The following is a 25604-nucleotide window of genomic DNA, read 5'->3' as shown; positions in this document are numbered from 1 at the left end:
CAAATACCATTATCCGGTAATAATGATTATTCATAAAGATAATTAATAAATGTTATTGTGTTATCTAATCTAGTGGTATTTCCAATTATTCCGACAACCGGAACACTGTTTTCATAAGCACCGGCATTTTTTAATACATTGGAATCTTTCATGATAATTCCGATGGGGATGGGGCGTTCCATTTCCTCTTTCGGTATGATGTCGAATTTGCCTTCGGTCATTGCTTCGTGTGCGATGACGGCGTATTTGTTGTCTTTGTTGTAGTTGCCGTCCATAATGTCTTTCTGGTATTCGTCGGACGCAATGTAATCCATGTATGCGCCGTCTATATAGAAGATGTCATCTCCGAATGCCTTAAGCTCGTCTTCGGAAAAAACGGTTCTGAGATCCTTGAAGACGTCTTGTGCGGCATAATAAGCAAATGTAGGAACGTCGGCACCAAGTGCATCCATCTCCTGTGCTGCGACATTGGCCATGATCTTCTGGCTTGTTGCAAGCGTCATCTGGTCAATATGAGTCTGATCGAATGATGAAGAGGCGTCTATAAGACAACTGTATTCGGAACGATCGACGTCAGCGTACTCCATATAACCGTTTTCCAGATCTTGTGAGGAAACCTCGTATCCGCTGTTTAACATGACCGCATATATTGCATTCGGCTTGGTAAGGATGAAGCTCCTTACGGTCAAAATTATAGCTATGAGGGCTATAAGACCGACTATAACGTGAATCTTGTAATAATCCCAGAAGTAATTCCATTTGGTCTTAAAATCCTTATCTTTCAGCTTTTTTTGCTGATCTCTTATTTCCTCATAAATTGACATGACTGCTCCTTAAATTAACAGAAAAATAATATTTTTTGCCCTGAAAAGCATATATAATGAAAATAGGTGTTTTTCAGATTATTAAATGATATAAACGTTGGGGTATAATTGTCAATTTTTTTGTTTAAAAAACACCTTGAAAGATTTGAAATATTAATATAAGATAGTCGATAAAATGGCGAGAAGCCAAGACTATAGGAGGATGATATCTGACATGTCTAACGATGCTAATTATGTAGAGTGCCTGGTTCCAAGCAAGGCTTCACCCCTTGTTGTTATCGGCAAGTACGTCTGTTTTGCTCTGGCAATCTTTTTTCTGGCAGGATCTGTATTGGTAAATATGGGAATTATCGGACTGATTCTTTTCATAGCCGCATGCGTTGGCTATTACTTCCTTAAGCTCAATGCCGACATCGAATTCGAGTATCAGTACTGTGACAGAGAGATCACGGTTGATAAAGTTCTTAATAAAGCTTCCCGTAAGCATATCTGCAATTATTCTGTTGATAAGATAGAGGTGCTCGCACCTTCTAAATCCTATCATCTTGATGAGTATAAAAACAGGACGCTCAATGTTCACGATTATTCTTCAAGGAACAAAGATGCGCAACCTGATCCGACTTATACATTTATCTATGACGGAAAAGAAAAGATAATCATCGAGCCTTCAAGCGAGTTTGTTCAGGCAATCAAGAACGTGGCTCCCCGTAAGGTTTTCACGGATTAATTTTTTCTTTTTAATAAATATACCTAGTAAACAAGATTATAGTAGATTGGAGTTTTGAAATGGGACAGATTATAGGCGAAGGAATTACTTTTGATGACGTGTTGTTGGTACCTGCTTACTCACAGGTTATTCCTAATCAGGTTGATGTAGGAACATGGCTTACCAAGAAGATCAGACTTAACATTCCTATGATGAGTGCCGGAATGGACACTGTTACAGAGCACAGAATGGCTATCGCAATGGCAAGACAGGGCGGAATCGGTATTATTCATAAGAATATGTCGATCGAGGCTCAGGCAGAAGAGGTTGATAAGGTTAAGAGATCTGAGAACGGTGTTATTACAGATCCTTTTTCACTTTCACCGGAGCATACACTTGCAGATGCAGATTCACTTATGGCTAAGTTCCGTATTTCGGGTGTTCCCATCACAGAGGGCAGAAAGCTTGTAGGTATCATTACTAACAGAGATCTTAAGTTTGAAAAAGACTTTTCTCAGAAGATCAAGGATGTAATGACAAGCGAGAACCTCATCACAGCCAAAGCAGGCATCACTCTTGAGGAAGCAAAGAGCATCCTTGCTAAGTCAAAGAAGGAAAAGCTTCCTATCGTTGACGACGACTATAATCTTGTTGGACTTATCACTATAAAAGATATCGAAAAGACTATTAAATATCCCCTTGCAGCCAAGGATGATCAGGGAAGACTTCTCTGCGGCGCCGGCGTTGGTATCTCAGCTAACTGCCTTGACCGTGTTGCAGCCCTTGTTGATGCTAAGGTTGATGTTATCGTACTTGATTCGGCTCACGGACATTCCGAGAACGTACTCAAGTGCCTCAGAATGATAAAAGAGAAATTCCCGGATCTTCAGGTTGTAGCCGGTAACTGCGCTACCGGAGCAGCTACAAAGGATCTTATCGAAGCAGGTGCTGATGCCGTTAAGGTTGGTATCGGACCAGGATCCATCTGTACAACACGTGTGGTTGCAGGTATCGGTGTTCCTCAGATCACAGCTATCATGGACTGCTACAATGTTGCCAAGGAGTATGGCATCCCGATCATCGCAGACGGTGGTATCAAGTATTCAGGAGATATTACCAAGGCTATCGCAGCAGGCGGTAACCTCGTTATGATGGGATCAATGTTTGCAGGTTGTGACGAGGCTCCCGGAGACTTCGAACTCTTCCAGGGTAGAAAATACAAGGTATATCGTGGAATGGGATCTATTTCAGCTATGGAGAACGGTTCTAAGGATCGTTACTTCCAGGAAGATGCCAAGAAGCTTGTTCCCGAGGGCGTTGAGGGACGTGTTGCATACAAGGGAACAGTTGAAGATACAGTATTCCAGTTGATGGGTGGACTTCGTTCAGGAATGGGTTACTGCGGATGCGGCTCTATCGAAGAGCTTAAGGAGAACGGCAAGTTCATCAAGATGACATCAGCAGCACTTCGTGAGTCACATCCTCATGATATTCAGATCACAAAAGAAGCACCTAACTATAGCGTAGATGACCATTAATTGTAATTGCTCTTGAGAGAGGGGGAAGTTTGCAAGAGACGATTATTGAAGCGGAATCTATAAATGCAGCAGCCAAGGGCTCTTCTTCAACAGCAAGTGGAGCTCTTGGTGATTTTGCGCTCAAAAATGCCGAAGAAATGCAAAGATGGCAGGACGATTTTTGCGCCATGGCAGGAGTCTACGCTTATTGTCTCGACAATACGGGCAATCCCTTTACTTCTTTTTCGGGCAATCCGAGTGAAGTAGATATAATCAAAAAGTACGTTACCGACGCCAGAATAAAGGAAATATTCAGAAGAGTGTCGGAAAGCGATCTGGAAGATCAGGCAGTGGAACTTACGGAAGTTCCAAATCTTAAGCTTGCCGCCGTAGCTGTCAAAGACGGACAAAGAACGTCGGCAGTCTGGATAGTCTGCGGTATTTTCTCAGACTATGACTATGATAAAGAATATTTTCATCTTCCGCCCATAGATTCTTTTGGGTATAAGACCACAGAGACTAAATTTTATAGGACATTGGACCTTCTCAGGGAGACACTTAATATACTTATCAACATTGAGACATCAAGGTCTCAGGCTGTTGCCATAAGTGAAGAGAGTAAGCAGCAGGAGCTTGAGATGACCAACTCGTTCAGGCGTGCGGAGACCATGACCGAGATAGTATCGCTCCTTGACAGCGATGACGGAATAGAAGAGATCATGTCTGATGTTCTTAAGAAGCTCTGCGCTTACCTTGAAGTAAGCAATGGTTTTACCTGCAAGGAGCATCATAATACGCTCATGGATATAGTCGTTCAATGGACTGCGCCCGGGGCAAAAAAGATGTTTACGGAGACCACCGATCAGGATTTGTGCTGGTTTATGGGTTCCGAAAAAGCGGTTGTTGTATCAAGCGATACTCAGATGAACGCCGGAGAACGTGAACAGCTCGATGAACTGGGGATAAAAGCACTTGTTTCAATGCCTGTTATAGTCAATGATTCAGCTCTTTTCTATGTATGCGTGACTGAGAACAATGAGAGCAGGATATGGTCGATTGATGATGTAAAATTCGTCAACGACGCCATCAAGGTGCTTCAGAGTATTATCACAAAGAGACTTCAGAAGAATTCCTTAGCCAGCTCTTTTGCCTCGCTGGAAGCGGTCCTTGATAATGTCGGAAGCTCGATCTACGTAAGAGATATCGGCACAGGCGTGATCTTGTTTGCAAACAGAAGCTTTAAAAAGAACTTTAGCAGAGAGCTTTCTGAGAATTCGATCGCAGAGCTCTTTGAATCAAATATTCCGCCCAGAAGTAGGAGCGGTAACTACGAGATTCATCACAAAGACAGAGAAAAGTGGTATGACGTCTACTACACAAGGATCAAATGGGTGGACGGACGCCCTGTGTCTTTGTGCGCGATATATGATATTACAGAGAAAAAGCTTTACCAGCGAAGGATTGAGCAGCAAGCGTATACGGACTTCTTGACAGGCCTATACAACAGAATGTGCTGCGAAAAAGACCTTGCGAGGTATGTTGATGAGGCACATCAGAAGGGCACTCACGGAGCGCTCATGTATCTTGATCTTGATGATTTCAAGCATATCAATGACAGCTTGGGACATCAGTATGGAGACGTGCTCCTTCAGGATATTTCGAAAGCGATCAGCAGGATAGACGGAATCACCAATTCCTGTTATCGTATGGGCGGCGACGAGTTCGTTATTATTGTTCCGCCGCAGAGCTTTGAGCTGCTGGAAACTATAATTGAGCAGATAAAAAATACCTTTGCTACGCCGTGGTACCTCAAGGACAGCGATTACTACTGCACTATGAGTATGGGTATCGTTAAATTCCCGGACCACGGAGACAATGTTTCCGAGCTTATAAGAAAATCCGACGTTGCGATGTACGAAGCTAAGAAATCCGGTAAAAACAGGATCGCGGAGTACTCTGACAATATTGATTCGTCATCTGTACACAGACTCGACCTTGAGAAGAGCATGTATGATGCTATCAAAAAGAGCTGCAGCGAGTTTGAAGTTTTCTTCCAGCCCGTTATCAGCGAGCCTATAGATTTCAACAGAGGCGTCAAGCAGTATAAGCATCTTGGCGCGGAGGCACTTGTCAGGTGGAACAGCTCCAAGCTTGGCTTCCTTAATCCGGATGAGTTTGTACCGCTTGCGGAGTACCTTGGTCTAATCACGCCTATCGGCAATCATGTTCTTAAGAAGGCGTGTGAGTGTCTTAGAATGTGGAACGAAGCAGGCACGGGAGAGTATTCCGTCAGCGTAAACCTCTCGGTAGTGCAGATCATGCAGAACGACATTGTAGATGTTATCAAAAAGAATATAGAGGACAATAATATAAATCCTCACAATCTTGTTCTGGAGCTTACGGAGAGGCTTGCTATCAACGATCTGGCAAGAACCAAGCAGACGCTTCTTGATATAAAGGCGCTCGGCGTAAGACTTGCGCTCGACGATTTCGGAACGGGTTATTCGGCGCTCAGCAGTATCAGAGCTCTTCCTTTTGACATAATAAAGGTCGATCAGAACTTTGTAAAAGATCTTGCGGAAGACGATTATTCTCAGGCCTTTATCCGAATGATGGCTCAGCTTGGAGGAGCTATCGGCGCAGATATCTGTGTTGAGGGAATTGAGACACAGGCCCAGCTCGATGCCCTAAAAGGCATGGGAGTTAAGTACGTGCAAGGCTTCTACTATGATAAGCCCATGAGACGCGCAGCCTTCGAAGAGAAGTATGTATATAACTAGGGACCGGGATAGTTTTTTCGTGTTTAGAATTATGGTATACTTAAAAATACCGAATAAATTAGAAAGTTGGTTTTATTGAGGAAATGGCAGAAGAAACAGTAAAGAATATAAACGAAGAAGAGGAAGGAAACGCTGCTCCTTCAAGGCATTTTATTGAGCAGGCTATTGATAAGGACCTTCAGGAGGGGGTATACGACCACGTATGCACAAGATTCCCGCCCGAACCCAATGGCTTTTTGCATATAGGACATGCCAAGAGTATTCTTCTTAACTATGGAATGGCCAAGGAATACAACGGCCAGTTCAATATGAGATTTGATGACACCAATCCCACCAAGGAGAGATCCGAGTTTATGGATTCCATAATCGAGGACGTTAAGTGGCTTGGTGCCGATTACGGCGAGCATCTTTATCATGCATCGGACTATTTCGACCAGATGTATGAGTGCGCCGTTAAGCTTATCAAGAAGGGCAAGGCATATGTTTCAGAGCTCACCGCAGATGAGATGCGTGAGTACAGAGGAACACTCACAGAGCCCGGTAAGAATGACCCCAACAGAGACAGGAGCGTAGAAGAGAATCTTCAGCTTTTTGAGGATATGAAGAACGGCAAGGTCGAGGACGGAGCAATGACACTCCGTGCCAAGATCGATATGGCATCTCCCAACATCAACATGAGAGATCCCATCATCTACAGAGTTGCACACATGACACACGCAAGAACAGGCGATAAATGGTGCATCTATCCAATGTACGACTTTGCTCATCCCATTGAGGATGCGATCGAGGGTATTACTCATTCGCTCTGTACACTTGAGTTCGAAGATCACAGACCGCTTTACGACTGGGTAAAAGAGGAATGTGAATATCCCAATCCTCCCAGACAGATCGAGTTTGCAAAGCTCTATCTCAACAACGTCGTAACGGGTAAAAGATATATCAAGAGACTTGTAGATGACGGAATAGTAGACGGATGGGACGATCCCAGACTTGTTACTATCGCAGCGCTCAGAAGAAGAGGCTTTACACCCGAGTCTATCAAGATGTTTGTTGATATGTGCGGTATCAGCAAGGCTCATTCCACAGCCGAGTACGCAATGCTTGAGTACTGCATAAGAGAAGACCTTAAGCTCAAGGCTAAGAGAATGCTTGCGGTTCTTAATCCCGTTAAGCTTATAATCGACAACTATCCCGAGGGACAGATCGAGTACCTTGAAATTGAGAATAACAAAGAAGTTCCCGAGATGGGCACAAGACAGATTCCTTTCGGAAGAGAACTATACATCGAGAGAGAAGACTTTATGGAAGAGCCTCCCAAGAAGTACTTCCGTCTTTTCCCCGGAAACGAAGTAAGACTTATGAACGCATACTTCGTAACTTGCACAGGTTGTGACAAGGATGAGGACGGTAACATTACCGCCATCCACTGCACATACGATCCCGAGACCAAGTCGGGAAGCGGCTTTAATGCAAGAAAAGTCAAAGGAACAATACATTGGGTTTCTGCAGAGAAGGCAGTTAACGCCGAAGTCAGACTTTATGAGAACATCATTGATGAGGAAAAGGGTGTATATAACGAGGACGGATCACTTAACCTCAATCCCAATTCTCTCACCGTTGTAAAAGATGCTAAGCTTGAGCCGGAGCTTGCAGATGCACAGCCTTACGATAAGTTCCAGTTCGTAAGAAACGGATTCTTTAGCGTAGACAGCAAGGATTCAAAGCCAGGTGCACCTGTGTTCAACAGAATTGTTTCACTTAAGAGCTCTTTTGTTGTACCTAAAAACTGATTGATGAAAGAGGTAAAAGAATGGCTGATATTTTTTCAGGACTTGAAAAAATGGGACTTGGAAATATTAGTGGCGGAGATCTTTTTGAGGATCCCAGCAAAAAGACTGTCAATGTAAAGTCTAACGAGCCGCAGAAGAAGCTGGTTCTCGTTAACGAGGAAGACTATCTTTTTGATAAAAGTTACAAGTGCCCTATATGTGATTCTGATTTCCAGGTTAAGACGGTTCGTACAGGTAAAGTAAGAATGAAGGCTGTTGACGTGGATCTTCGTCCCGATTATTCGGAGGTCGATCAGAACAAGTACGACATAATCGCTTGTCCCGAGTGTGGATACGCAGCGCTTGGAAGATATTTTACAACACTTACCAAGTATCAGATTGAGGATATCAGATCCAAGATCTGCATGAATTATAAGAAACAGAAATATGAGGAGCCTATCTACAGCTACGATCACGCCAAGAAGCTTTATCAGCTTGCACTTGCGAACGCGGTTGTTAAGAAGGCCAAGAACAGCGAGAAGGCTTATATCTGCCTTAAGACTGCTTGGGTCGTAAGAGGAGAGACGCAGCGTCTCGATCCTTCGGCAGCAGATTATGAGAACAAGAAAAAAGAGAACGATGCTCAGGAAAAAGAGCTTCTTACAAATGCACTTAACGGTTTTGTTATGGCAAGACAGTCGGAAGATTTCCCTATCGCAGGCATGGATTCCACAACTCTTGATTATCTTATCGCCGCACTTGCTTATGAGACCAATCAGTTTGACATCGCAAGTAAGATGATCTCAGAGCTTCTTACTTCGAGAACAGCTAACAGCCGTATCAAAGATAAGGCTCGTATGTTAAAAGAACTTATGGCCGAGAAAAAAGGTCAGCAGTAAGATTCATAAAACGTAAAAAAACGCCCTAAGCTTAATGCTTAGGGCGAATTCTTTATTCATTATTACTGTTCATCTTCGTCGTCGAAGAATTCCTCAGATGAAGTCTTATCGTCACTTGAAGGCTCGCCGCTGTCTAAAGGCTCATCTGCCTCTTTCGAACTGATATCAACATATTTTCTGGAGCCGAATCTTGTTTCGGATGAATCTGTAAGCTCGTCATCATCAAAATCATCAAACTCCTCAAAGTCGTCATCATCAAAGCTGTCAGCTATTTCAGCTTCTCTTTTTGTGAGATAGTAGTAGACTCCTGCTGCGGCTGCACCGACTGTGGCGCAGAATAATATGAATTTACCAAATCCACTTCCTTTGGACATAATATTACTCCCTCCTATCCAAACACTAGATTAATTCTAATACAAATTGTGCATAATTGAAAGTGCGTTGTATTAAAATTTGATAAAGTAACGTAAAAACGTTTGAATGAGATTATCGGAAATGATATATTAAAAACAGACCAACACAGTCAATTACCGGCCGGAGAAGATACGATGAACGAGAGATTTTTTGAACTGAAAAAGGAAAAACAAGACAGGATGATCAATGCTGCACTTGAGGTTTTTTCCAAGCACGGCTATTATCATTCCAGCACGGACGAGATAGTAAAGACAGCGCAGATCAGTAAAGGCCTGCTGTTTCACTACTTCATAAGTAAGCTTGGTTTGTATTCTTTTTTATATGATTACGCTACCAGATTTGTAACTCTTGAGCTTACGCAAAACGTTTCAAAGGATGAGAACGGTTTTTTTGAACTGTACAAAAATATACTGGCGGCCAAGGCCGATTCCCTGTCGCAGTATCCTTATATATTTAAGTTCCTTAAAAACGCCGATGAAGAGACCAATGTTGAGGCTGTCGGCGAGATCTTTGACAGAAGAGACAAATACAGAAGGATAATGGAGGCACTCAGAGCAAGAGCCGATGTCACCGTGTTTAAGCCCGGAACGGACTACAACAAGGTGTGGGATATACTTGATTTTACCGTGGAAGGAATACTTGAAAGGAATATCAAAAACGATACTTTCAGAGCGGAACTTTTTTTGGAAGAAGCTTTGGAATATATAGAGATGATACAGCAAGCAGTGATTACATAACAAGGAGGCTAAAAAATGAGTAAATTTTTAGTGGCTGGTGTAACACAGATTGAAACTATTGTCCGAGTTGATAAGATTCCCGTTCAGTATGCGCCGATAACGAGCGTGAACGATTCCATTTTTACCGAGGTCGGAGGAGATGCGTACAACGAATCTCTCGCGCTTGAGTGGCTTGGAGATGAAGTTACGTTCATGTCCGTTGTGGGAAGGAATCAGGACCTAAGTATCATCAATCCGCCCGATAGGAAGATAACTCTTTCTACGGAATACATTATTCCTCAGATGAATGAAACACCGACTGAGGTTGTTTTGTATGATAAAGACAGAAAGCAGCAGATCTTTGAAGATATTAAGGATCTTCGAGATGTTGTTTACGATATGTCTATGGTAACGCCCATCGTGAGTTCATGTGACATGATGGTGCTTGCCAATGCGAATTTCTGCAGACCTTTTTCCAAGGTTGCACTTGAGCACGGAAAGCCCGTTGCCGTCAATATAAGGAATTACGATCCGGAAAAGGAAGTTTATAACGAGGACTTCCTTAAGCCCGCTCGTGTTCTTTACTTTAGTGACGATACCCTTACAGAAGATCCATATGCATTTATCGACAGAATGGCTGAGACTTACGGAACAGAGATCATTATTCTGGGTCAGGGAAGTGAAGGCCTGATACTGTTTGACAGAAGCAAAAACCTCCGCGTACACTATAAGACCGTTAAGACCAATGAGGTTGTTAATACGATCGGAGCAGGAAATGCGCTCTTTGCATGTTTCCTTCACTACTATATGGAAAACGGCGACAGTGTCAATGCTATCAAGAATGCGCTTTTGTTTGCTTCCTACAAGATCGGATACATGGGAACTTCAAATGGCTTCATGACGACCGATCAGCTGGCTCAGTGGAGAAATCTGATATGGGGAATTAAGTGAACAAATAGATAAAATAACAAGTATTTTTTAACTTGAAATGGTATAAAAAAACGACTAAAATGAAGTTACGGAAACGTTACCGGAAACAGGGAGCATTTCCGTAACTTTTCTTTTTAATGTAAGTGAGAAGTTAAGGGGTGACGGCTTAAAGCCGGTGATAGGAGGGTATATGGCTGAGATAAAAAGAGGCTCCAAGAAGAATTCAAAGAGAACATGTGGCGTTCTGCTTCCTGTTTTTTCACTTCCATCAAAATACGGAATAGGAACTTTTTCAAAAGAAGCTTATAAATTTGTAGACTTCTTGGAAAAGGCGGGACAGACATACTGGCAGATACTTCCGCTTGGGCCTACAAGTTACGGGGATTCTCCGTATCAGTCTTTTTCGACGTTTGCGGGCAACCCGTATTTTATAGATATCGAGGTACTTATTGCCGACGGACTGCTTACGGCTGAGGATGCAGATAAGTGCAACTTCGGAGAAAATGAAGAAAAAGTCGATTACGAGAGACTATACAGAGAGAGATTTGCGCTTCTTATGAAGGCATATGAGGGAATCGATAATTCTCCCAAGACAAAAGATATCAGACAGGCGTTTGAAGCTTTTAAAAAGGCATCTGAGAACGACTGGCTTATCGATTACGCTCTTTTTATGGTGCTCAAAGATGAAAACGGCGGAAGAGCCTGGAGTACTTGGGAAGATGATATTAGATTCAGAAAGCCCGTTGCGATCAACAACGCGCTTATCAAATATAAAAAGGAAGTCGATTTCTACTGCTTTTTGCAGTTTCTTTTCAGCGAGCAGTGGAAGAAACTTAAAAAATATGCGAATGAAAAGGGCATCCTGATAGTCGGAGATATTCCGATCTATGTTGCTTTTGACAGCGCAGACACTTGGGCAAGCCCGGAGCTCTTTTTACTTGATAAGGAGAACATGCCTATCGATGTTGCGGGATGTCCGCCCGATGCGTTCAGCGCTACAGGCCAGCTTTGGGGCAATCCCTTGTACAGATGGGATTATCACAAGAAGACAGGCTACGAGTGGTGGATGAAGAGAATAGCGCATTGCTATGAACTGTACGATGTTGTAAGGATCGATCATTTTCGCGGTTTTGACGAGTATTATGCGATCCCGTACGGAGATCCCACTGCTGAGTTCGGAGAGTGGAGAAAGGGGCCCGGATACGATCTTTTCGATACGATGAAAAAGAAACTGGGTTCCAAGAGAGTCATTGCCGAGGATCTTGGATATCTCACGGATTCGGTCAGGAAGCTTGTTAAAAAGACAGGTTATCCCGGCATGAAGATATTGCAGTTTGCTTTTGACGCAAGGGAAGAGAGTGATTATCTTCCTCACAATTATGACAGCAACTGCGTTGTTTACACCGGAACGCACGACAACGATACGACCAGAGGCTGGTACGAAGCCATCAGCAGAACAGATAAATCTTTTGCAAAGCGATATCTCGGTGTAAGATATGTTAAGGACATAGTTCCGGCAATGATACGTACGGCGCATGCCAGTGTATCCGACACGGTAATAATTCCGATGCAGGATTATCTTGAACTCGATAAGACAGCGAGGATCAACATTCCGTCGACTCTTGGGGGGAACTGGGAGTGGCGCATGAAGAAGGATGCACTTACAGACGAGCTTTGCAAGAAAATGTATGATTATGCCGAGATCTATGGAAGATTAAGATGATGGGCGGAGAGATATGTCGGATATCACTATAAAAGAAATTGCAAAAAGATGCGGAGTGGGAGTCAGCACGGTTTCGAGAGCGCTTAACGATCACTCCGATATTAATCCTGCGACCAAGCAGAAGATTCTTGATGTTATAAAAGAGACGGGATATATTCCCAACAACAGCGCGCGTAACCTTAAAAGGACGGATGCCAAGTGCATTGCCGTTCTTGTTAAGGGTATCACCAATCCCTTTTTTACACCTGTGATCGAGGTGGTTGAGAACGAGGTGAAAAAGCGCGGATATGCACTTGTGCTTAGGCACGTCGAGGCTTATGAGAACGAGGTTGACGTTGCACTTGAGCTGGAAAAAGAAAAGAGACTTCGCGGGATCATTTTTATGGGCGGAAGCAACAAACATCCCGCTGAAAAGATGAAGCAGCTGAACGTACCGGTTATCTTTTCGACGGTCGGTTCCGATATTTCGGATGAGCTTAGTAAGAGTTCGTATTCAACGGTTTCCGTTGACGATGCGCTTGAGAGTAAGAAGATGACGGAGTATCTGATCGGACTCGGACATAAGAAAATCGCTATTCTTACCGAAGGTAATGATGAGCCTTCCGTTGTAAGTTTAAGACTTGAAGGCTACAAAGCTGCGCTTAAAGAGCATGGGATAAAAGAGGATAAGAAACTTATCAGATATGTCGACAGACAGATTTATGCGATACACAACGGATACGATACAACAAAGGCTTTGATAGAATCCGGAGCAAAGTTCACTGCAATTTATTGTATTTCGGATGTACTTGCGTTCGGTGCGCTCAGGGCGCTTAAAGATGCGGGACTTCAAGTTCCCGAGGATGTCAGTGTTGCGGGCTTTGACGGCCAGGAACTTTCGCAGTACTGTGTTCCGAGGCTTACGACGATCAAACAGCCGCTTGATAAGATCTCAAAAGAGACGATGAAGCTATTGTTTAACATCATCGATAAAGAGAGCGCGCATAAACATATTGTTCTTCCGGGAAAGCTTGTTGAAGGGGAGTCGACGAGCAAACTCGGAAAAAAGAGATAATAATACGGCGGTGAATCTGTGGATTCATCGCCGTTTGTTGTTTAAATCTTTTCTTCGCTCATTGAGGAATTGCTGTATCTGTAGTCGCCTGTGACATCATCAAGAAACCATGACGCCGGCCGGTAGGCACTTGCGGCTTCTTCAGTGGGGAATTCGACCTCCGCAAGGAGGCGACCGTCGAACGGAGCTTTGAATACATCGAGTTCAATCTTGATGTTGCCTGATTCCATGTCGTTTTTTATCATAGGATTTTCTGTTAAATACCCGGTATCAAAAGCATCCTCGTTAAGGGGCAGCAGATAGCGGGTTTTTCTTATTATGTTGCCATCGCATTTTTCTACCAGATGAGCGTAGCTCTCTGCAGTAAGAGGCATATTATATTCTGTTTTTCCGATGCCGCCTTCATCTTCAGGTAAAGAGCACTTGTAGGTCATATAGTATTTATTGTCTTCACGTCTTACGCGGACCGCGGGATTAACGCACATATAGCCCTGCTCGATTATGTGATAAGGATATTTATCCAGATCCTTAGGAAGCTCTTTTACCGTAAATTTCTTTTCTATTTCAATTCCCATAGTGAACGCCTTTCGGTTTTTTTATAATCATATCATTCAGAAGAACTTCGGTAAATCTGTTATAATCAGTTATGACAATTTATTCGAAGTAAAAATTATGGAGGAAAGAAATGGCAAAGACAGCGATTTTTCTTGCAAACGGTTTTGAAGAAATAGAGGGACTTACAGTAGTTGATATTCTCAGAAGAGCGCAGATAGACATTACAATGGTTTCAATCACGGGAACCAAGGCGGTTGAGGGATCACACGGAATTAAGCTTGAAGCGGATGCTACGATCGAAAGCTTTGACTTTGGCGATGTTGATATGATCATTCTTCCCGGCGGAATGCCCGGAACCAAGAATCTTGATGCGTGCGAACCTCTTAAGGCTAAGATAAAAGAGTTTAACGATGCCGGCAAGATGCTTGCGGCAATATGCGCAGCACCTACCGTTTACGGTAAGATGGGACTTTTAAACGGCAAAAGAGCTTGCTGCTATCCCGGATGTGAAGGGGAGCTTTTGGGTGCAACAACGACAACCGATGCCGTTATCAAAGACGGAAACTTCATAACATCAAGAGGAATGGGAACAGCGATACCTTTTGCACTTGCCATCCTTGAGCATTTCAAGGGAAAAGAGGCGGCTGATCAAATGGCGAAGGGAATTGTGTTTAACAGCTGATATAAATAGGAGCAAACAGAAACACCGAAGCGGAAAAACCGCCTCGGTGTTTTTTTGTATGTTTAACACGTTATTTTTACTTGAAGAATTTCATATCTTCGTTGAGCTTTTCTGCAATTTCTTTTAAGTTTCCTGCAGAGCTTGCAAGGGTTGTAACCGTAGCTGACAGCTCTTCCATGGAAGCACCGGTCTGCTCCGATGATGCAGCGTTCTGCTGGGAGATAGCTGAAAGCGAAGACATCGAATCCGATACAACGTTCTTGGAGGATACGCAGCTCTCGGCACCTGAGGAGATTGTCTGAACTCCGGTAACCGTTTCACTGATATCTGCGAGCATTCCTTTGACTGATACAAGAGTTTCACCAAGAGCACTCTGCTGGTCGAGATTTCCTTTTCTTACTTCTTCGGAAGCCTCAACGGCTGCCTTACTCTGATCGAGGAGGACATCCATCTGCTGACGGATCTCATCAGCCATCTGCTTGGAATCATCAGCAAGCTTTCCGATCTCTTCCGCAACAACCGCAAATCCTTTTCCTGCTTCGCCTGCTCTTGCAGCCTCGATTGAAGCGTTGAGTGAAAGGAGGTTGGTCTGTGTTGCAATTGAAGAAATGCCTTCAACCTTTTCGTTGATATTTGATACCGCTTCCTGAGTAGCGGAAATGGTTCTTGAAATGTCGTCAATCTTTTCGGTCATGCTGTTGCTTGAATCCTGAAGAGCTGCAAGTGACTGTGAAGAAGCCTCGGAAGCATCCTTCATTCTTGAAGCAAGAGATTCAAGTGTTCCCGTTGAATCCTGAACGTCTGAAACTGCTTCTCCGATCTGAACAACGTTCGCTGATGCCTTCTGAATCTCGTCAGCCTGCTGTGTGGCACCGGATGCGATTTCCTGAACTGCATTTGATACATCATCGGCTGTGTTCGAGATCTGATTGGCCATATCAGAGAGCTCCTCAGAGGAGTCGCCGAGCTTTGAGGCCGAATTTTTAATATTATCAACTATATCATTGAGAGTTTCGATAACACTGTTTGTATTGTTTATGATGGCTCCGAACTCGTCTTTTCTCTTAGTGAATTTATCCACTTTGGCAAATCTTCCGTTCGCAAGCTTTGCAAGTGAGTCGTTAACTTCATTGACAGGAGCGGTGAAAGAAATAGCCATCCTTACGGAGATGATCGCAGCGATGATAAGAAGGATAAATCCTACAATTACTACCGCACCTGCTGCGGATCTGGCATTTGATGTTACGTTCTTTGTGTCGGATGCGGCACAGATCGTATATCCGGTAAGAGGGGATTTTACATACGCTACGATCGCGTTATATCCTTTTTTCGTATCTACCTGATATACTCCGTTTTCGAGACCTGAAGTCATAAAAGTGGATTTGCTTCTGTCGTCTTCGTTATCTGCTGTTATTTCATATTGAGAATGTGCAGCAACAAGACCTGTTCTGTCACATATAAAAGCATCTTCTGCTTCAGCTTCAAGGAGCTTGTGGAAATCATTCATATCGTAGTTACGCTGTACGACACCGATGACATTTCCTGTTGATCCGTATATCGGAGTTGCCATTGTCATCTGACGAACTCCGGTAGATGCAGATACTATAACGTCGGAAGCGTAGGTCTGTCCCTTCATAGCTTCTAGGAAATATTCTCTTTTACCTACATCAACCAGCTTGCCGGAGTTACGAAGTACCTGCATTCCGTCTCCGCCTGTCAGAACGGTGATGTTGCCGTCGTCAAGCATAGTATCGATCTCAGCCAGGTATTTAGCTGCGTCTTCCATATAAGCAAGGTTTCCTTGGTTCTCCATGAATCTTGTTGTTGCCGGTGATTTGGCAACAGCCTGAATACTCATAAAGTTTTGGTTTATGACACCTTCGAATTCAGACTGAAGGTATGATGATTGCCATACCAATCCTTGTTCTGCGTCGGATACAGCCTTTTTGGCGGATGATAAGTAGCTTACCAGCACGGATGTGATAAGCGGGACAGCTGCAACCAATAGCATGACGGCTATCAGTCTGGTCTTGATGCTGTTTGCAAATTTAATGTTGCTTTTCTTTTTGGGTTTGGAATCCTTTGCCATTTTAATGCCTCCATCATAAGTAAAATAAAATGTGTTAACTTAACGCATTTAACGTTTAACCTGATATAAAAATTATACTCTTTTCATGCGTTTTTAGGCGTGAAATAGGGATTTTTAATAAATATTTTATGTTTTGCCGAATTGAATATATTTTTATTTCGTCCATTTTTTTAAAAAGTGAAATAAATTTTTGAAAAAAATGAAAAATCGTCATTTTAGACATATAAACAGCTCCGAAACTGTGTAAAATCACAACATTCGGCTGTTTGTTTTTTATACAGGTCCAAGAATGAAAAAAATATGGAAATTAGTATTAAGGTGTGTTATAATCTGAAAGCGATTGTGCCTATAAACAGGCAAAAAGAGCGCGGATACCATGAAGCCGCCTCTTTACATAAATATTTTTTAGGAGGAAACAGACAAAAATGAGCGTAACAGTTGAGAAGCTTGAGAAGAGCATGGCTAAGCTCAAGATCGAAGTATCTGCAGACCAGCTTGAGAAGGCCATCCAGAAAGCCTATGAGAAGAATAAGAACAAGATTCAGCTTCCCGGATTCCGTAAGGGTAAGGCACCCCGTAAGATGATCGAGCAGATGTACGGTAAGGGAGTATTCTATGAGGATGCAGCCAATGAGCTTATCGAGACAGAATATCCCAAGGCTGTAGAGGAGTGCGGAGAGGATGTTGTATCTTCACCCAAGATCGATGTTGAACAGCTCGAGGCTGGCAAGGACTTCATCTTTACAGCAGAAGTTGCTCTTAAGCCTCCGGTTAAGCTTGGAAAATATAAGGGCGTTGAAGTTGAGAAGATGGATATCGACGTTACAGACGCTGACGTTGATGCCGAGATCGACAAGCAGAGAAACACCAACGCCAGAACTGTTGAAGTTACAGACAGAGCAGTACAGAAGGATGATATCGTAACTCTTGATTTCGAGGGATTCGTTGACGGTGTTGCTTTCCAGGGTGGAAAGGGAACAGATTATCCTCTTACAATCGGTTCAGGTTCATTCATTCCCGGATTTGAGGATCAGCTCATCGGATTTGAGATCGGTAAAGAGGGCGATGTAAACGTTACATTCCCTAAGGATTATCAGGCAGAAGAGCTTGCAGGTAAGGATGCTACTTTCAAGTGCACTATCAAGGCTATCAAGGCTAAGGAGCTTCCTGAGCTTAACGATGAGTTCGCAAGCGATGTTTCTGATTTCGATACACTTGCTGAGTACAAAGAGGACGTTAAGAACAAGCTCGTTAAGAAGAAGACAGGCGAGGAGAAGGCTAAGAGAGAAGATGCTGTTGTAAGAGCCGTTGTTGAGGATTCCGAGATGGAGCTTCCCGAGGCTATGGTTGAGACACAGTCAAGACAGATCGTTAATGACTTCGCTCAGAGACTTCAGATGCAGGGCATGAACATGGACCAGTATCTTCAGTACACAGGTAACACTGTAGACAAGATGCTTGAGCAGGTTAAGCCTCAGGCTATCGAGAGAATCAAGTCAAGACTTGTTCTCGAGGCTGTTGCAGCTAAGGAGAAGATCGAAGTTACAGAAGAAGACTTCGAGAAAGAGCTTGAGAAGATGGCTACTCAGTACAGAATGGAGCTTGATAAGCTTAAAGAGCTCATGTCTGACGCTGAGAAGAAGATGATGAAGAGCGACCTTGCTGTTCAGAAGGCTGCTGATTTCCTTGTAGAGAACGTCAAGGAGAGCGCTAAGAAGGCTACTAAGAAGGCTGCTGCTAAGAAGGACGACGCAGCTAAGGAAGAGAAGCCCGCTAAGAAGACAGCTGCTAAGAAGACTACAGCAACAAAGACAACAAAGACTACTAAGACAGCTAAGACAACAGAGGCTAAGGCAGCTAAGGAAGAGAAGCCTAAGAAGACAACAACAAGAAAGAAAAAGACCGAAGAGGCTTGATTCTTTATAAAAAATTAAGAGAACATCTCGTAGACATGACGTTTGCGGGATGTTCTTTTTTTAAAATAGCTGATATAATGGATATTGGATTATTATTATCAAGGCTAGAGAAGGAGAAATTATGAGTTTAATACCTTACGTCATTGAACAGACAAGCCGCGGAGAGAGATCATATGATATCTACTCCAGACTTTTAAAAGAGAGAATCGTATTTTTAGGCGAGGAGGTCAATGCGCAGAGTGCAAGTATAGTTGTGGCTCAGCTTTTATTCCTTGAGGCTGAGGATCCCAATAAGGATATACATATGTACATCAACAGCCCCGGAGGAGAGATAACATCCGGAATGGCAATCTACGATACAATGCACTATATTAAATGTGATGTCAGCACGATCTGCATCGGTATGGCTGCAAGCATGGGAGCATTCCTTCTTGCAGGCGGAGCAAAGGGCAAGCGTATGGCTCTTCCCAATGCTGAGATCATGATTCATCAGCCCCTTGGCGGAACACAGGGACAGGCAACAGAAATTGAGATCGCTGCTAAGCACATCCTTAAGACTAAGGAAAAACTTAACAGAATGCTCGCAGAGAACACGGGTAAGCCGTATGAGCAGGTTTGCGCCGATACAGAGAGAGATAATTGGATGTCGGCTCAGGAAGCTCTTGATTACGGACTTATTGATTCTATCGTTGAGAATCGCCCTAAGAAAGAGGATAAGAAATAATGGCAAAAAATCCGGCAGAGATCAGGTGCTCTTTTTGTAATAAGACACAGGATCAGGTAAGAAAATTGATAGCAGGACCCGCGGGTGTTTACATCTGTGATGAATGCGTTGAAATCTGCTCTGATATTATTGATGAAGAGTTTGAGGATGAACCCGTCCCTACCGGCAACCAGCAGATCAATCTGCTTAAGCCCGCGGAGATCAGAAACTTCCTTGATGAATATGTAATCGGTCAGGACGAAGCCAAAAAGGTTTTGGCTGTATCCGTTTATAATCACTATAAGCGTGTTATGGCTCCCAAGACCGAGGACAAGAATGAAGTGGAACTCCAGAAGAGTAATATCATCATGGTAGGACCTACCGGTTCAGGTAAGACATATCTTGCGCAGACACTTGCCAAGATCATCAATGTTCCTTTTGCGATCGCGGATGCAACAACTCTTACAGAGGCAGGCTACGTAGGTGAGGACGTTGAGAACATTCTGCTTAAGCTTATTCAGAATGCAGATTATGACATTGAGAGAGCTCAGTACGGTATCGTTTATATCGATGAAATCGATAAGATCACCAAGAAGAGCGAGAACGTATCTATAACAAGAGACGTTTCAGGTGAAGGTGTTCAGCAGGCACTTCTTAAGATAGTGGAAGGAACTATTGCCAGCGTTCCCCCTCAGGGCGGTAGAAAGCATCCTCATCAGGAACTTATTCAGATCGATACAAGCAACATTCTGTTTATCTGCGGCGGTGCGTTTGACGGACTTGAGAAGATCGTAGAAGCAAGACTCGACCGCAATTCCATCGGATTTAACGCAGAGATCGCAGATAAGTCGGAAAGAGAGATCGGAGAAGTTCTCAAAGAGGTCACTCCTCAGGATCTTGTTAAGTTCGGACTTATCCCTGAGTTCGTAGGACGTGTGCCTATCACTGTAACTCTCGAGGGACTTTCAGAGGAAGCTCTTGTAAGAATTCTGACAGAGCCCAAGAATGCTCTTGTTAAGCAGTATCAGAAGCTCTTTGATTTTGATAATGTTAAGCTTTCATTCGAGGATGAGGCGGTTCACAAGATTGCCAAGATGGCCTACGAAAGAGAGACAGGAGCGAGAGGACTCAGATCCATTATGGAAAAATCTATGATGGATGTTATGTATCAGATTCCTTCAGATGATACTATCACCGAGTGCGTTATTACCGAGGCGTGTGTGGATGGCGATAGTCAGCCGCTTATCGTACACAATGATTCCAAGAGACTTAAACAGGCTAAATAAAAGTAATCACCCTGCGGGAGCGGAACTTCATCAGATATATATTAGGCTGCCTTTCTTATGAGAGGCAGCTTTTTTATTTGTAAAAATATTTGTTACGAAACTTTACAAATAATAAAACATATGTTACAATTCTTTTCGTGCTAAGATAACAATTGAAATGCAACGAAAGGAAGAGATAAATATGAAAAGACTTATAGTAGGGGCGGTAGCATTAACACTTGTTTTATGCGGATGCAGTAAAGAAATATCGGATACAGATGAAAATTTTGTAACATCAGAGGCTTCGACAACAGAAGCTTCCGTAACATCAGAGGCTTCGGAATCTAAATCAGCTTCAGAAGCGGTTGCGGATCAAATTGAAGCCGATGCAGCGAAATCAGATGATTACAGTGAAGAAAAAGTAAATGATAACGGTGTTATGCAGAATACAGCGAACACTTCTGCGGAAGCCGGTGTACAGAGCAATGCTTCAACACCTTGCGGAGTATATGCAAGAACCATTACTGAACTTTATAAAGGAAAAGAAATTCAATACACATATTATTATGCTTTCCATAAAGACGGAACCGGAGCATATTTTGATGGAGAAGTTGGCGGATTTAATTTCAACGATAAGACAATGACTACCTTCAAAGGCGATACTTATGGTTATACTCTTACCGGAGATCATTTAAGAATAGAGCTTCCATACGGTGGCGGAGAATTTGACAGACTGCCCGGTGATGATTTTGTGCTTAACGGTGATTTCTGGGATTATGCAGGAGTATACAGAGCCACAGATAATACAAACAGTAACTATGGCGGCGGTGAAATAGTCGGTGATCTTGAGCTTGACGCTGCAGGAATGATAGAAGGCGGAATGCCACAGTACACATCACCTGATAATAACCTTATTCCTTATGGAATTCCGGAAAAGATAACTAAAAATGCCGATGGTTCATACCATGTCCAGTTATATTACGTTGATGAAATATCACAGTGCTATTATGAGATTTATCCCAAGGGAGTTATAGCGGAAAGAGATAAAGACTTTGCTCCTGAACTTAAGGATGCCAATTATATAAGAGTTGTAGTGATGGACGGCGGAGTGTATGACGCTGTGTTTGTAGAAAAAGAATATTGATATTTGTCTGATAGATAAAAAGAGATAAAGAAAACCGCGGAGGTTTAGGTGTTTAAACACCTAAAGTTTCCGCGGCTTTTTTATGCTTATTATATTTGTTTAGTTTTCTTCGCCTGCTCCGTTAACTTCAGCAAGAAGCTCATCCATGAAATCATAGATTTCCTGTCTGCCTTCTTTACTTAGGGCTGAATAAGGGAAGATTCTTACATCTTCTGGAAGTCCCAGACCGTTTCTTAGCATGTTGAGATGCTTTTCTCTCTGTGAATTCTTGATCTTATCAGCCTTGGTCGCTATGATGACAGGCTGAAAGCCCTGATGAACAACCCATTTATACATCTGTACATCATTGGCGGAAGGCTCATGTCTTATATCTATAAGCAGAAAGACTCTTACAAGCTGCCGTGATGTGTGGAGGTAATTCTCGATCATTTTTCCCCACTGCTGCTTAACCTTCTCCGGAACTCTTGCAAAGCCGTATCCCGGAAGATCCACAAGATAAAACTCATCATTGATGTTGTAATAGTTGATTGTCTGAGTTTTGCCCGGCTCCTGTGAAGTTCTCGCATAGTTCTTACGATTCATAAGACCGTTTATAAGTGAGCTCTTGCCGACATTACTTTTTCCCGCAAAAGCAAACTCGGGATGTATGTTATCGGGAAGAGTACTTGTTATTCCACAAACCGTTTCAAGGTTTACATTCTTAATTACCATTTTTTTCTCCATTACAATTTAATTATCGGTTCCCGTTTATTCTACACTATTAAAGCCTTTGAGGCAAAAACGCGGGTTGACAGGAGTAAATTCATATGATACAACTGTACTAGTACAACTAATACACGTAAATAAAAGGAGAGAAATAGGGCTTTATGGAAATTTTAAAGGTGGAAAACTTAACCAAAGTGTATGGTAAGGACACAACTGAAGTTGTTGCTCTGGACAATGCATCATTCTCTGTTGGGAAAGGAGAATTTGTAGCAATAGTCGGAGCTTCAGGATCCGGTAAGTCAACACTTTTGCATATGCTTGGAGGTGTTGACAGACCGACATCAGGTAAAGTCTTTATCGACGGCAAAGATATTTTTGAATTAAGCGATGATGAACTTGCTGTGTTCAGAAGACAGCAGATCGGTCTGGTCTATCAGTTTTACAACCTGATCCCGATCTTGAATGTAGAAGAGAATATATCACTTCCCTTGTCATTGGACGATCGGGAAGTAGATAAAGATTCTTTGAATAATATGCTTGAACTTCTGGGAATCGAGCACAGAAGGAATCATCTTCCCAACGAATTATCCGGAGGCCAGCAGCAGAGAACAAGTATAGGCAGAGCGCTGATCACCGAACCTACAATTGTTCTTGCGGACGAGCCTACAGGAAACTTGGATTCCAAGTCAAGCGATGAGATCGTAGCTCTTTTGAAGAAATCCAATAAAGAATTGAATCAGACGATCATCATGATCACACACAACATGGAGATTGCCAAGGCTGCGGACAGGATAATCAAGATCGAAGATGGAAAAATTGTTGAGGAGGTATGAACATGAACTTACTTAACAGATTGACCACCAAGAATCTCAAGCTGAATAAGAAAAGAACCGTAGTTACCATCATAGGAATTATCCTGTCGGTAGCTCTTTTGACAGCAGTGGCTTCGATGTTTTCAAGCATCCTGCAATCTACGATCAATTACGAGATTGAATTAAGAGGAAATTATCATGTTGGGTATTATGATGTCCCCATAAGCGAACTGGATACATTCAGAAGCGATGGTGATATTACCGAAATGAGCCTGACTCAGGACTTGGGATATGCGGAAATAGAAACCAAAAATGAGTACAAGCCTTATGCGTTTGTGAAGGCATATACTCCGGATGCACTGAATAATATAACAAGCAGATTGGTGGAAGGGAGACTTCCGGAGAACGAGAATGAGATCGTCATTCCCACCCATCTTAAGACTAATGGTAGAAATCTCTTAAAAGTCGGAGATACTGTCACTTTAAATGTGGGTGAAAGAGTCAATGACGCCGGTGAGGTTTTTACCCAGAGTGATCCGTACGATGCAAATAACTCGGAAAAAATAACAGGCACAACAGGCAAGACTTATACGGTTGTAGGTGTTGTTGAAAGACCTTCAACGAATATTGAGCCTTTTGATGCTCCCGGATATACATTTGTAACTTACGTCGATGAAAATAAGCTGGCGGGCAATGTTGATGTGTATCTTAGATATAACAAGAAAGCAGCCAAAGGATTGGCCGCGCAGGTAGAGAACTCCAAGTATGAATATGGCTTCAATGAATATCTCATGATGTTGGAAGCGAATCCGTTTCAGGAATTTGGAGATTATGCGGTAGTAATACTTCTGATCATGGGGATCATAGTGATAACTTCCGTATTTTGTATAAAGAACAGTTTTGATATTTCAATCACAGAGAGAATTAAGCAGTACGGAATGATAAGAAGTATCGGAGCTACCAAGAAACAGATCAGGAGAAATGTATTCTATGAAGCTACTGTATTGGGAGCGATCGGTATTCCTTTGGGAGTATTATCCGGATGGTTGGCTACAGTCATCTTGGTTGTCGGAATAAATTATTTTATGAACAAAGATGGAGATGCCTTAGGGTCGGTAAAACTGATGTTTTCAGTCTCACCGGTCGCTATCCTGATAGCTATCATATTTGGTATTGTAACTATTTATTTATCGGCGCTTCGGTCGGCAGTAAAAGCATCTAAGGTATCGCCCATCGATTCCATAAGAAACAGTGCTGAGATTAAGATCAAATCCAAGAAGGTCAGATCTCCGAAGATCATTAAAAAGCTATTTGGTATCGGCGGAGAAATATCTTATAAGAATTTAAAGAGAAATAAAAAGAAATACAGAACTACGGTAATTTCAATCGTTATGTCGGTGTTCATTTTCATAGCATTGTCAAGTTTTATGGGTAGTATGTTGGCATCCGCCGGCGATGAACTTAAGGGATCTGATTACAATGTGTATTTATCGTCTTCTGTTTACGGTGATGCGAACAGATACAACAAGTTCCTCAAAACTACTAAGTTGGACGGAGTGGATGATTATACGATATACAGGAAAATGGGTTACTATGACAATGTTTGTGCGATCGGAGATGAACAATATCGGAAGTACATAAAAAAACTCGGGCTAAACTATGAAGACATTAAAGATAAGATAATTGCGGTAAATTGCGGACAGGTAGGAGACGTTGTAAAAAGCGAGAACTTCGATGGAACATTGGAGATCGGATATGTCACAGATGAAAGGCCTTTTGGACTGGATTATCCCGATGCAGAATACCATGTTATCAGCGATGAATTGTTTGACAGCTTGATTAGTGATGAAGCGGAAAAATCGCTTACGATCTATTATCACGCTACCGATGCAGATAAGTTGCAGGATGAAATAGATCAGATCTTAATAACCGAAACGCATTATTTTATGAGGAATCTGGAGGAAAGTGCAAGACAACACAGAAATTTGGTTACGTTAATGGGTGTCTTCCTTTATGGGTTCATAATAGTACTTTCTCTGATCGGTGTTACCAACATATTTAATACCATAACTACCAACATGGAGCTCAGGAAACCTGAATTCGCCATGCTCAGATCTGTTGGGATGACATCAAAAGAGTTTAATAGGATGATCCGATTGGAAACTGTATTTATGGGTACCAGATCACTGTTCTTTGGAACAATATTAGGAGTGGCAGCTTCTTATCTGCTCTATTATGCGGGAGTCAAAAGCTCGGGAGCTTCGTACAGCTTCCCCATCATTCCCGTGGTAATAGCTATATTGGCGGTATTTCTACTTATCTCGCTGATCATGAATTATTCGATCGCGAAAATAAGTAAGCAAAATACAATTGAAACTATCAGAAATGAAAACATTTAAAA

Annotated in this window: 21 protein-coding genes; 16 read left to right on the top strand and 5 right to left on the bottom strand. The window is 42.6% G+C overall.

Going from position 1 to position 25604, the window contains the following annotated elements; genetic code table 11:
• Nucleotides 1-26: 26 nt before the first annotated feature.
• Complete coding sequence (locus tag D6856_RS08290) at nucleotides 27-824, bottom strand: hypothetical protein (protein ID WP_120686513.1); 798 nt, start codon at nucleotides 822-824, stop codon at nucleotides 27-29.
• Between the two features lie 214 nt (nucleotides 825-1038).
• On the opposite strand from D6856_RS08290, the gene D6856_RS08285 reads away from it, so the two are divergent.
• The 5 genes from D6856_RS08285 (at nucleotide 1039) to D6856_RS08265 (ending at nucleotide 8495) form a co-directional block, all read left to right on the top strand.
• Entirely contained in the window at nucleotides 1039-1551 is a 513-nt protein-coding gene (locus D6856_RS08285) for a DUF6106 family protein (protein ID WP_120686512.1), read from the top strand.
• 59 nt (nucleotides 1552-1610) lie between these two features.
• On the top strand, nucleotides 1611-3068 hold the full coding sequence (gene guaB, locus D6856_RS08280) for an IMP dehydrogenase (RefSeq protein ID WP_092243986.1): 1458 nt from the start codon (nucleotides 1611-1613) through the stop codon (nucleotides 3066-3068).
• A 29-nt stretch (nucleotides 3069-3097) separates the two neighbouring features.
• Nucleotides 3098-5827: a putative bifunctional diguanylate cyclase/phosphodiesterase gene (locus D6856_RS08275; RefSeq protein ID WP_120686511.1), complete on the top strand. Its 2730-nt coding sequence runs from the start codon at nucleotides 3098-3100 to the stop codon at nucleotides 5825-5827.
• An 83-nt stretch (nucleotides 5828-5910) separates the two neighbouring features.
• Nucleotides 5911-7617 (top strand): glutamine--tRNA ligase/YqeY domain fusion protein, encoded by a 1707-nt coding sequence (locus tag D6856_RS08270; RefSeq protein WP_120686510.1) that lies wholly within the window; start codon nucleotides 5911-5913, stop codon nucleotides 7615-7617.
• 20 nt (nucleotides 7618-7637) lie between these two features.
• Nucleotides 7638-8495: a DUF2225 domain-containing protein gene (locus D6856_RS08265; protein WP_120686509.1), complete on the top strand. Its 858-nt coding sequence runs from the start codon at nucleotides 7638-7640 to the stop codon at nucleotides 8493-8495.
• Nucleotides 8496-8557: 62 nt separating this feature from the next.
• Here the strand turns inward: D6856_RS08265 and D6856_RS08260 are convergent, their stop codons facing one another.
• A complete protein-coding gene (locus D6856_RS08260; RefSeq protein ID WP_120686508.1) occupies nucleotides 8558-8869 on the bottom strand; it encodes a hypothetical protein in 312 nt (103 codons plus the stop codon).
• A 174-nt stretch (nucleotides 8870-9043) separates the two neighbouring features.
• Between D6856_RS08260 and D6856_RS08255 the strand changes: the two genes are divergently transcribed.
• From D6856_RS08255 to D6856_RS08240, 4 genes are all read left to right on the top strand, one after another.
• Nucleotides 9044-9646, top strand: a complete 603-nt coding sequence (locus D6856_RS08255; protein ID WP_092243972.1) for a TetR/AcrR family transcriptional regulator — start codon at nucleotides 9044-9046, stop codon at nucleotides 9644-9646.
• Nucleotides 9647-9661: 15 nt separating this feature from the next.
• Nucleotides 9662-10576 carry a carbohydrate kinase family protein gene (locus D6856_RS08250; RefSeq protein ID WP_092243969.1) on the top strand — a complete coding sequence of 305 codons (915 nt, stop codon included), beginning with the start codon at nucleotides 9662-9664 and terminating at the stop codon, nucleotides 10574-10576.
• A gap of 169 nt (nucleotides 10577-10745) precedes the next feature.
• Entirely contained in the window at nucleotides 10746-12278 is a 1533-nt protein-coding gene (malQ, locus tag D6856_RS08245; RefSeq protein WP_120686507.1) for a 4-alpha-glucanotransferase, read from the top strand.
• A 13-nt stretch (nucleotides 12279-12291) separates the two neighbouring features.
• Nucleotides 12292-13332, top strand: coding sequence for a LacI family DNA-binding transcriptional regulator (locus tag D6856_RS08240; RefSeq protein ID WP_120686506.1), 1041 nt, complete (start codon nucleotides 12292-12294; stop codon nucleotides 13330-13332).
• 41 nt (nucleotides 13333-13373) lie between these two features.
• Here D6856_RS08240 and D6856_RS08235 read toward each other — a convergent pair whose 3' ends face one another.
• Entirely contained in the window at nucleotides 13374-13907 is a 534-nt protein-coding gene (locus D6856_RS08235) for a CYTH domain-containing protein (protein ID WP_330544197.1), read from the bottom strand.
• A gap of 110 nt (nucleotides 13908-14017) precedes the next feature.
• On the opposite strand from D6856_RS08235, the gene D6856_RS08230 reads away from it, so the two are divergent.
• Complete coding sequence (locus tag D6856_RS08230; protein WP_120686505.1) at nucleotides 14018-14569, top strand: DJ-1 family glyoxalase III; 552 nt, start codon at nucleotides 14018-14020, stop codon at nucleotides 14567-14569.
• A 76-nt stretch (nucleotides 14570-14645) separates the two neighbouring features.
• Here the strand turns inward: D6856_RS08230 and D6856_RS08225 are convergent, their stop codons facing one another.
• The gene (locus D6856_RS08225) at nucleotides 14646-16658 is read right to left on the bottom strand and encodes a methyl-accepting chemotaxis protein (protein WP_120686504.1); all 2013 of its coding nucleotides are present in this window, start codon (nucleotides 16656-16658) and stop codon (nucleotides 14646-14648) included.
• A gap of 425 nt (nucleotides 16659-17083) precedes the next feature.
• On the opposite strand from D6856_RS08225, the gene tig reads away from it, so the two are divergent.
• The 4 genes from tig (at nucleotide 17084) to D6856_RS08205 (ending at nucleotide 21686) form a co-directional block, all read left to right on the top strand.
• Entirely contained in the window at nucleotides 17084-18574 is a 1491-nt protein-coding gene (tig, locus tag D6856_RS08220) for a trigger factor (protein WP_120686503.1), read from the top strand.
• A gap of 121 nt (nucleotides 18575-18695) precedes the next feature.
• Nucleotides 18696-19298, top strand: a complete 603-nt coding sequence (gene clpP, locus D6856_RS08215) for an ATP-dependent Clp endopeptidase proteolytic subunit ClpP (protein WP_092243922.1) — start codon at nucleotides 18696-18698, stop codon at nucleotides 19296-19298.
• On the top strand, nucleotides 19298-20563 hold the full coding sequence (gene clpX / locus D6856_RS08210; protein WP_120686502.1) for an ATP-dependent Clp protease ATP-binding subunit ClpX: 1266 nt from the start codon (nucleotides 19298-19300) through the stop codon (nucleotides 20561-20563). The genes clpP and clpX overlap by 1 nt, the downstream gene beginning before the upstream one ends.
• 181 nt (nucleotides 20564-20744) lie before the next feature.
• Nucleotides 20745-21686 (top strand): hypothetical protein, encoded by a 942-nt coding sequence (locus D6856_RS08205; RefSeq protein ID WP_120686501.1) that lies wholly within the window; start codon nucleotides 20745-20747, stop codon nucleotides 21684-21686.
• A gap of 99 nt (nucleotides 21687-21785) precedes the next feature.
• Here the strand turns inward: D6856_RS08205 and yihA are convergent, their stop codons facing one another.
• On the bottom strand, nucleotides 21786-22397 hold the full coding sequence (gene yihA / locus D6856_RS08200; RefSeq protein ID WP_092243913.1) for a ribosome biogenesis GTP-binding protein YihA/YsxC: 612 nt from the start codon (nucleotides 22395-22397) through the stop codon (nucleotides 21786-21788).
• A gap of 155 nt (nucleotides 22398-22552) precedes the next feature.
• Here yihA and D6856_RS08195 point away from each other — a divergent pair, with 155 nt between their 5' ends.
• The gene (locus tag D6856_RS08195) at nucleotides 22553-23224 is read left to right on the top strand and encodes an ABC transporter ATP-binding protein (protein WP_120686500.1); all 672 of its coding nucleotides are present in this window, start codon (nucleotides 22553-22555) and stop codon (nucleotides 23222-23224) included.
• A 2-nt stretch (nucleotides 23225-23226) separates the two neighbouring features.
• Nucleotides 23227-25602, top strand: a complete 2376-nt coding sequence (locus D6856_RS08190; protein WP_158588878.1) for an ABC transporter permease — start codon at nucleotides 23227-23229, stop codon at nucleotides 25600-25602.
• The last annotated feature ends 2 nt before the right edge of the window (nucleotides 25603-25604 follow it).

This window comes from Butyrivibrio sp. XB500-5, assembly GCF_003625505.1.
Classification (GTDB): Bacteria; Bacillota; Clostridia; order Lachnospirales; family Lachnospiraceae; genus Butyrivibrio.
Note: the sequence above shows the minus strand (reverse complement) of the source record. Positions and strands in the feature narration are given on the sequence as shown.

Coding starts and splice junctions, on each gene's coding strand:
- D6856_RS08290 (WP_120686513.1), bottom strand. CDS start 824: ATGTCAATTTATGAGGAAATAAGAGATCAGCAAAAAAAGCTGAAAGAT.
- D6856_RS08285 (WP_120686512.1), top strand. CDS start 1,039: ATGTCTAACGATGCTAATTATGTAGAGTGCCTGGTTCCAAGCAAGGCT.
- guaB (WP_092243986.1), top strand. CDS start 1,611: ATGGGACAGATTATAGGCGAAGGAATTACTTTTGATGACGTGTTGTTG.
- D6856_RS08270 (WP_120686510.1), top strand. CDS start 5,911: ATGGCAGAAGAAACAGTAAAGAATATAAACGAAGAAGAGGAAGGAAAC.
- D6856_RS08265 (WP_120686509.1), top strand. CDS start 7,638: ATGGCTGATATTTTTTCAGGACTTGAAAAAATGGGACTTGGAAATATT.
- D6856_RS08260 (WP_120686508.1), bottom strand. CDS start 8,869: ATGTCCAAAGGAAGTGGATTTGGTAAATTCATATTATTCTGCGCCACA.
- D6856_RS08255 (WP_092243972.1), top strand. CDS start 9,044: ATGAACGAGAGATTTTTTGAACTGAAAAAGGAAAAACAAGACAGGATG.
- D6856_RS08250 (WP_092243969.1), top strand. CDS start 9,662: ATGAGTAAATTTTTAGTGGCTGGTGTAACACAGATTGAAACTATTGTC.
- malQ (WP_120686507.1), top strand. CDS start 10,746: ATGGCTGAGATAAAAAGAGGCTCCAAGAAGAATTCAAAGAGAACATGT.
- D6856_RS08240 (WP_120686506.1), top strand. CDS start 12,292: ATGTCGGATATCACTATAAAAGAAATTGCAAAAAGATGCGGAGTGGGA.
- D6856_RS08235 (WP_330544197.1), bottom strand. CDS start 13,907: ATGGGAATTGAAATAGAAAAGAAATTTACGGTAAAAGAGCTTCCTAAG.
- D6856_RS08230 (WP_120686505.1), top strand. CDS start 14,018: ATGGCAAAGACAGCGATTTTTCTTGCAAACGGTTTTGAAGAAATAGAG.
- D6856_RS08225 (WP_120686504.1), bottom strand. CDS start 16,658: ATGGCAAAGGATTCCAAACCCAAAAAGAAAAGCAACATTAAATTTGCA.
- tig (WP_120686503.1), top strand. CDS start 17,084: ATGAGCGTAACAGTTGAGAAGCTTGAGAAGAGCATGGCTAAGCTCAAG.
- clpP (WP_092243922.1), top strand. CDS start 18,696: ATGAGTTTAATACCTTACGTCATTGAACAGACAAGCCGCGGAGAGAGA.
- clpX (WP_120686502.1), top strand. CDS start 19,298: ATGGCAAAAAATCCGGCAGAGATCAGGTGCTCTTTTTGTAATAAGACA.
- D6856_RS08205 (WP_120686501.1), top strand. CDS start 20,745: ATGAAAAGACTTATAGTAGGGGCGGTAGCATTAACACTTGTTTTATGC.
- yihA (WP_092243913.1), bottom strand. CDS start 22,397: ATGGTAATTAAGAATGTAAACCTTGAAACGGTTTGTGGAATAACAAGT.
- D6856_RS08195 (WP_120686500.1), top strand. CDS start 22,553: ATGGAAATTTTAAAGGTGGAAAACTTAACCAAAGTGTATGGTAAGGAC.
- D6856_RS08190 (WP_158588878.1), top strand. CDS start 23,227: ATGAACTTACTTAACAGATTGACCACCAAGAATCTCAAGCTGAATAAG.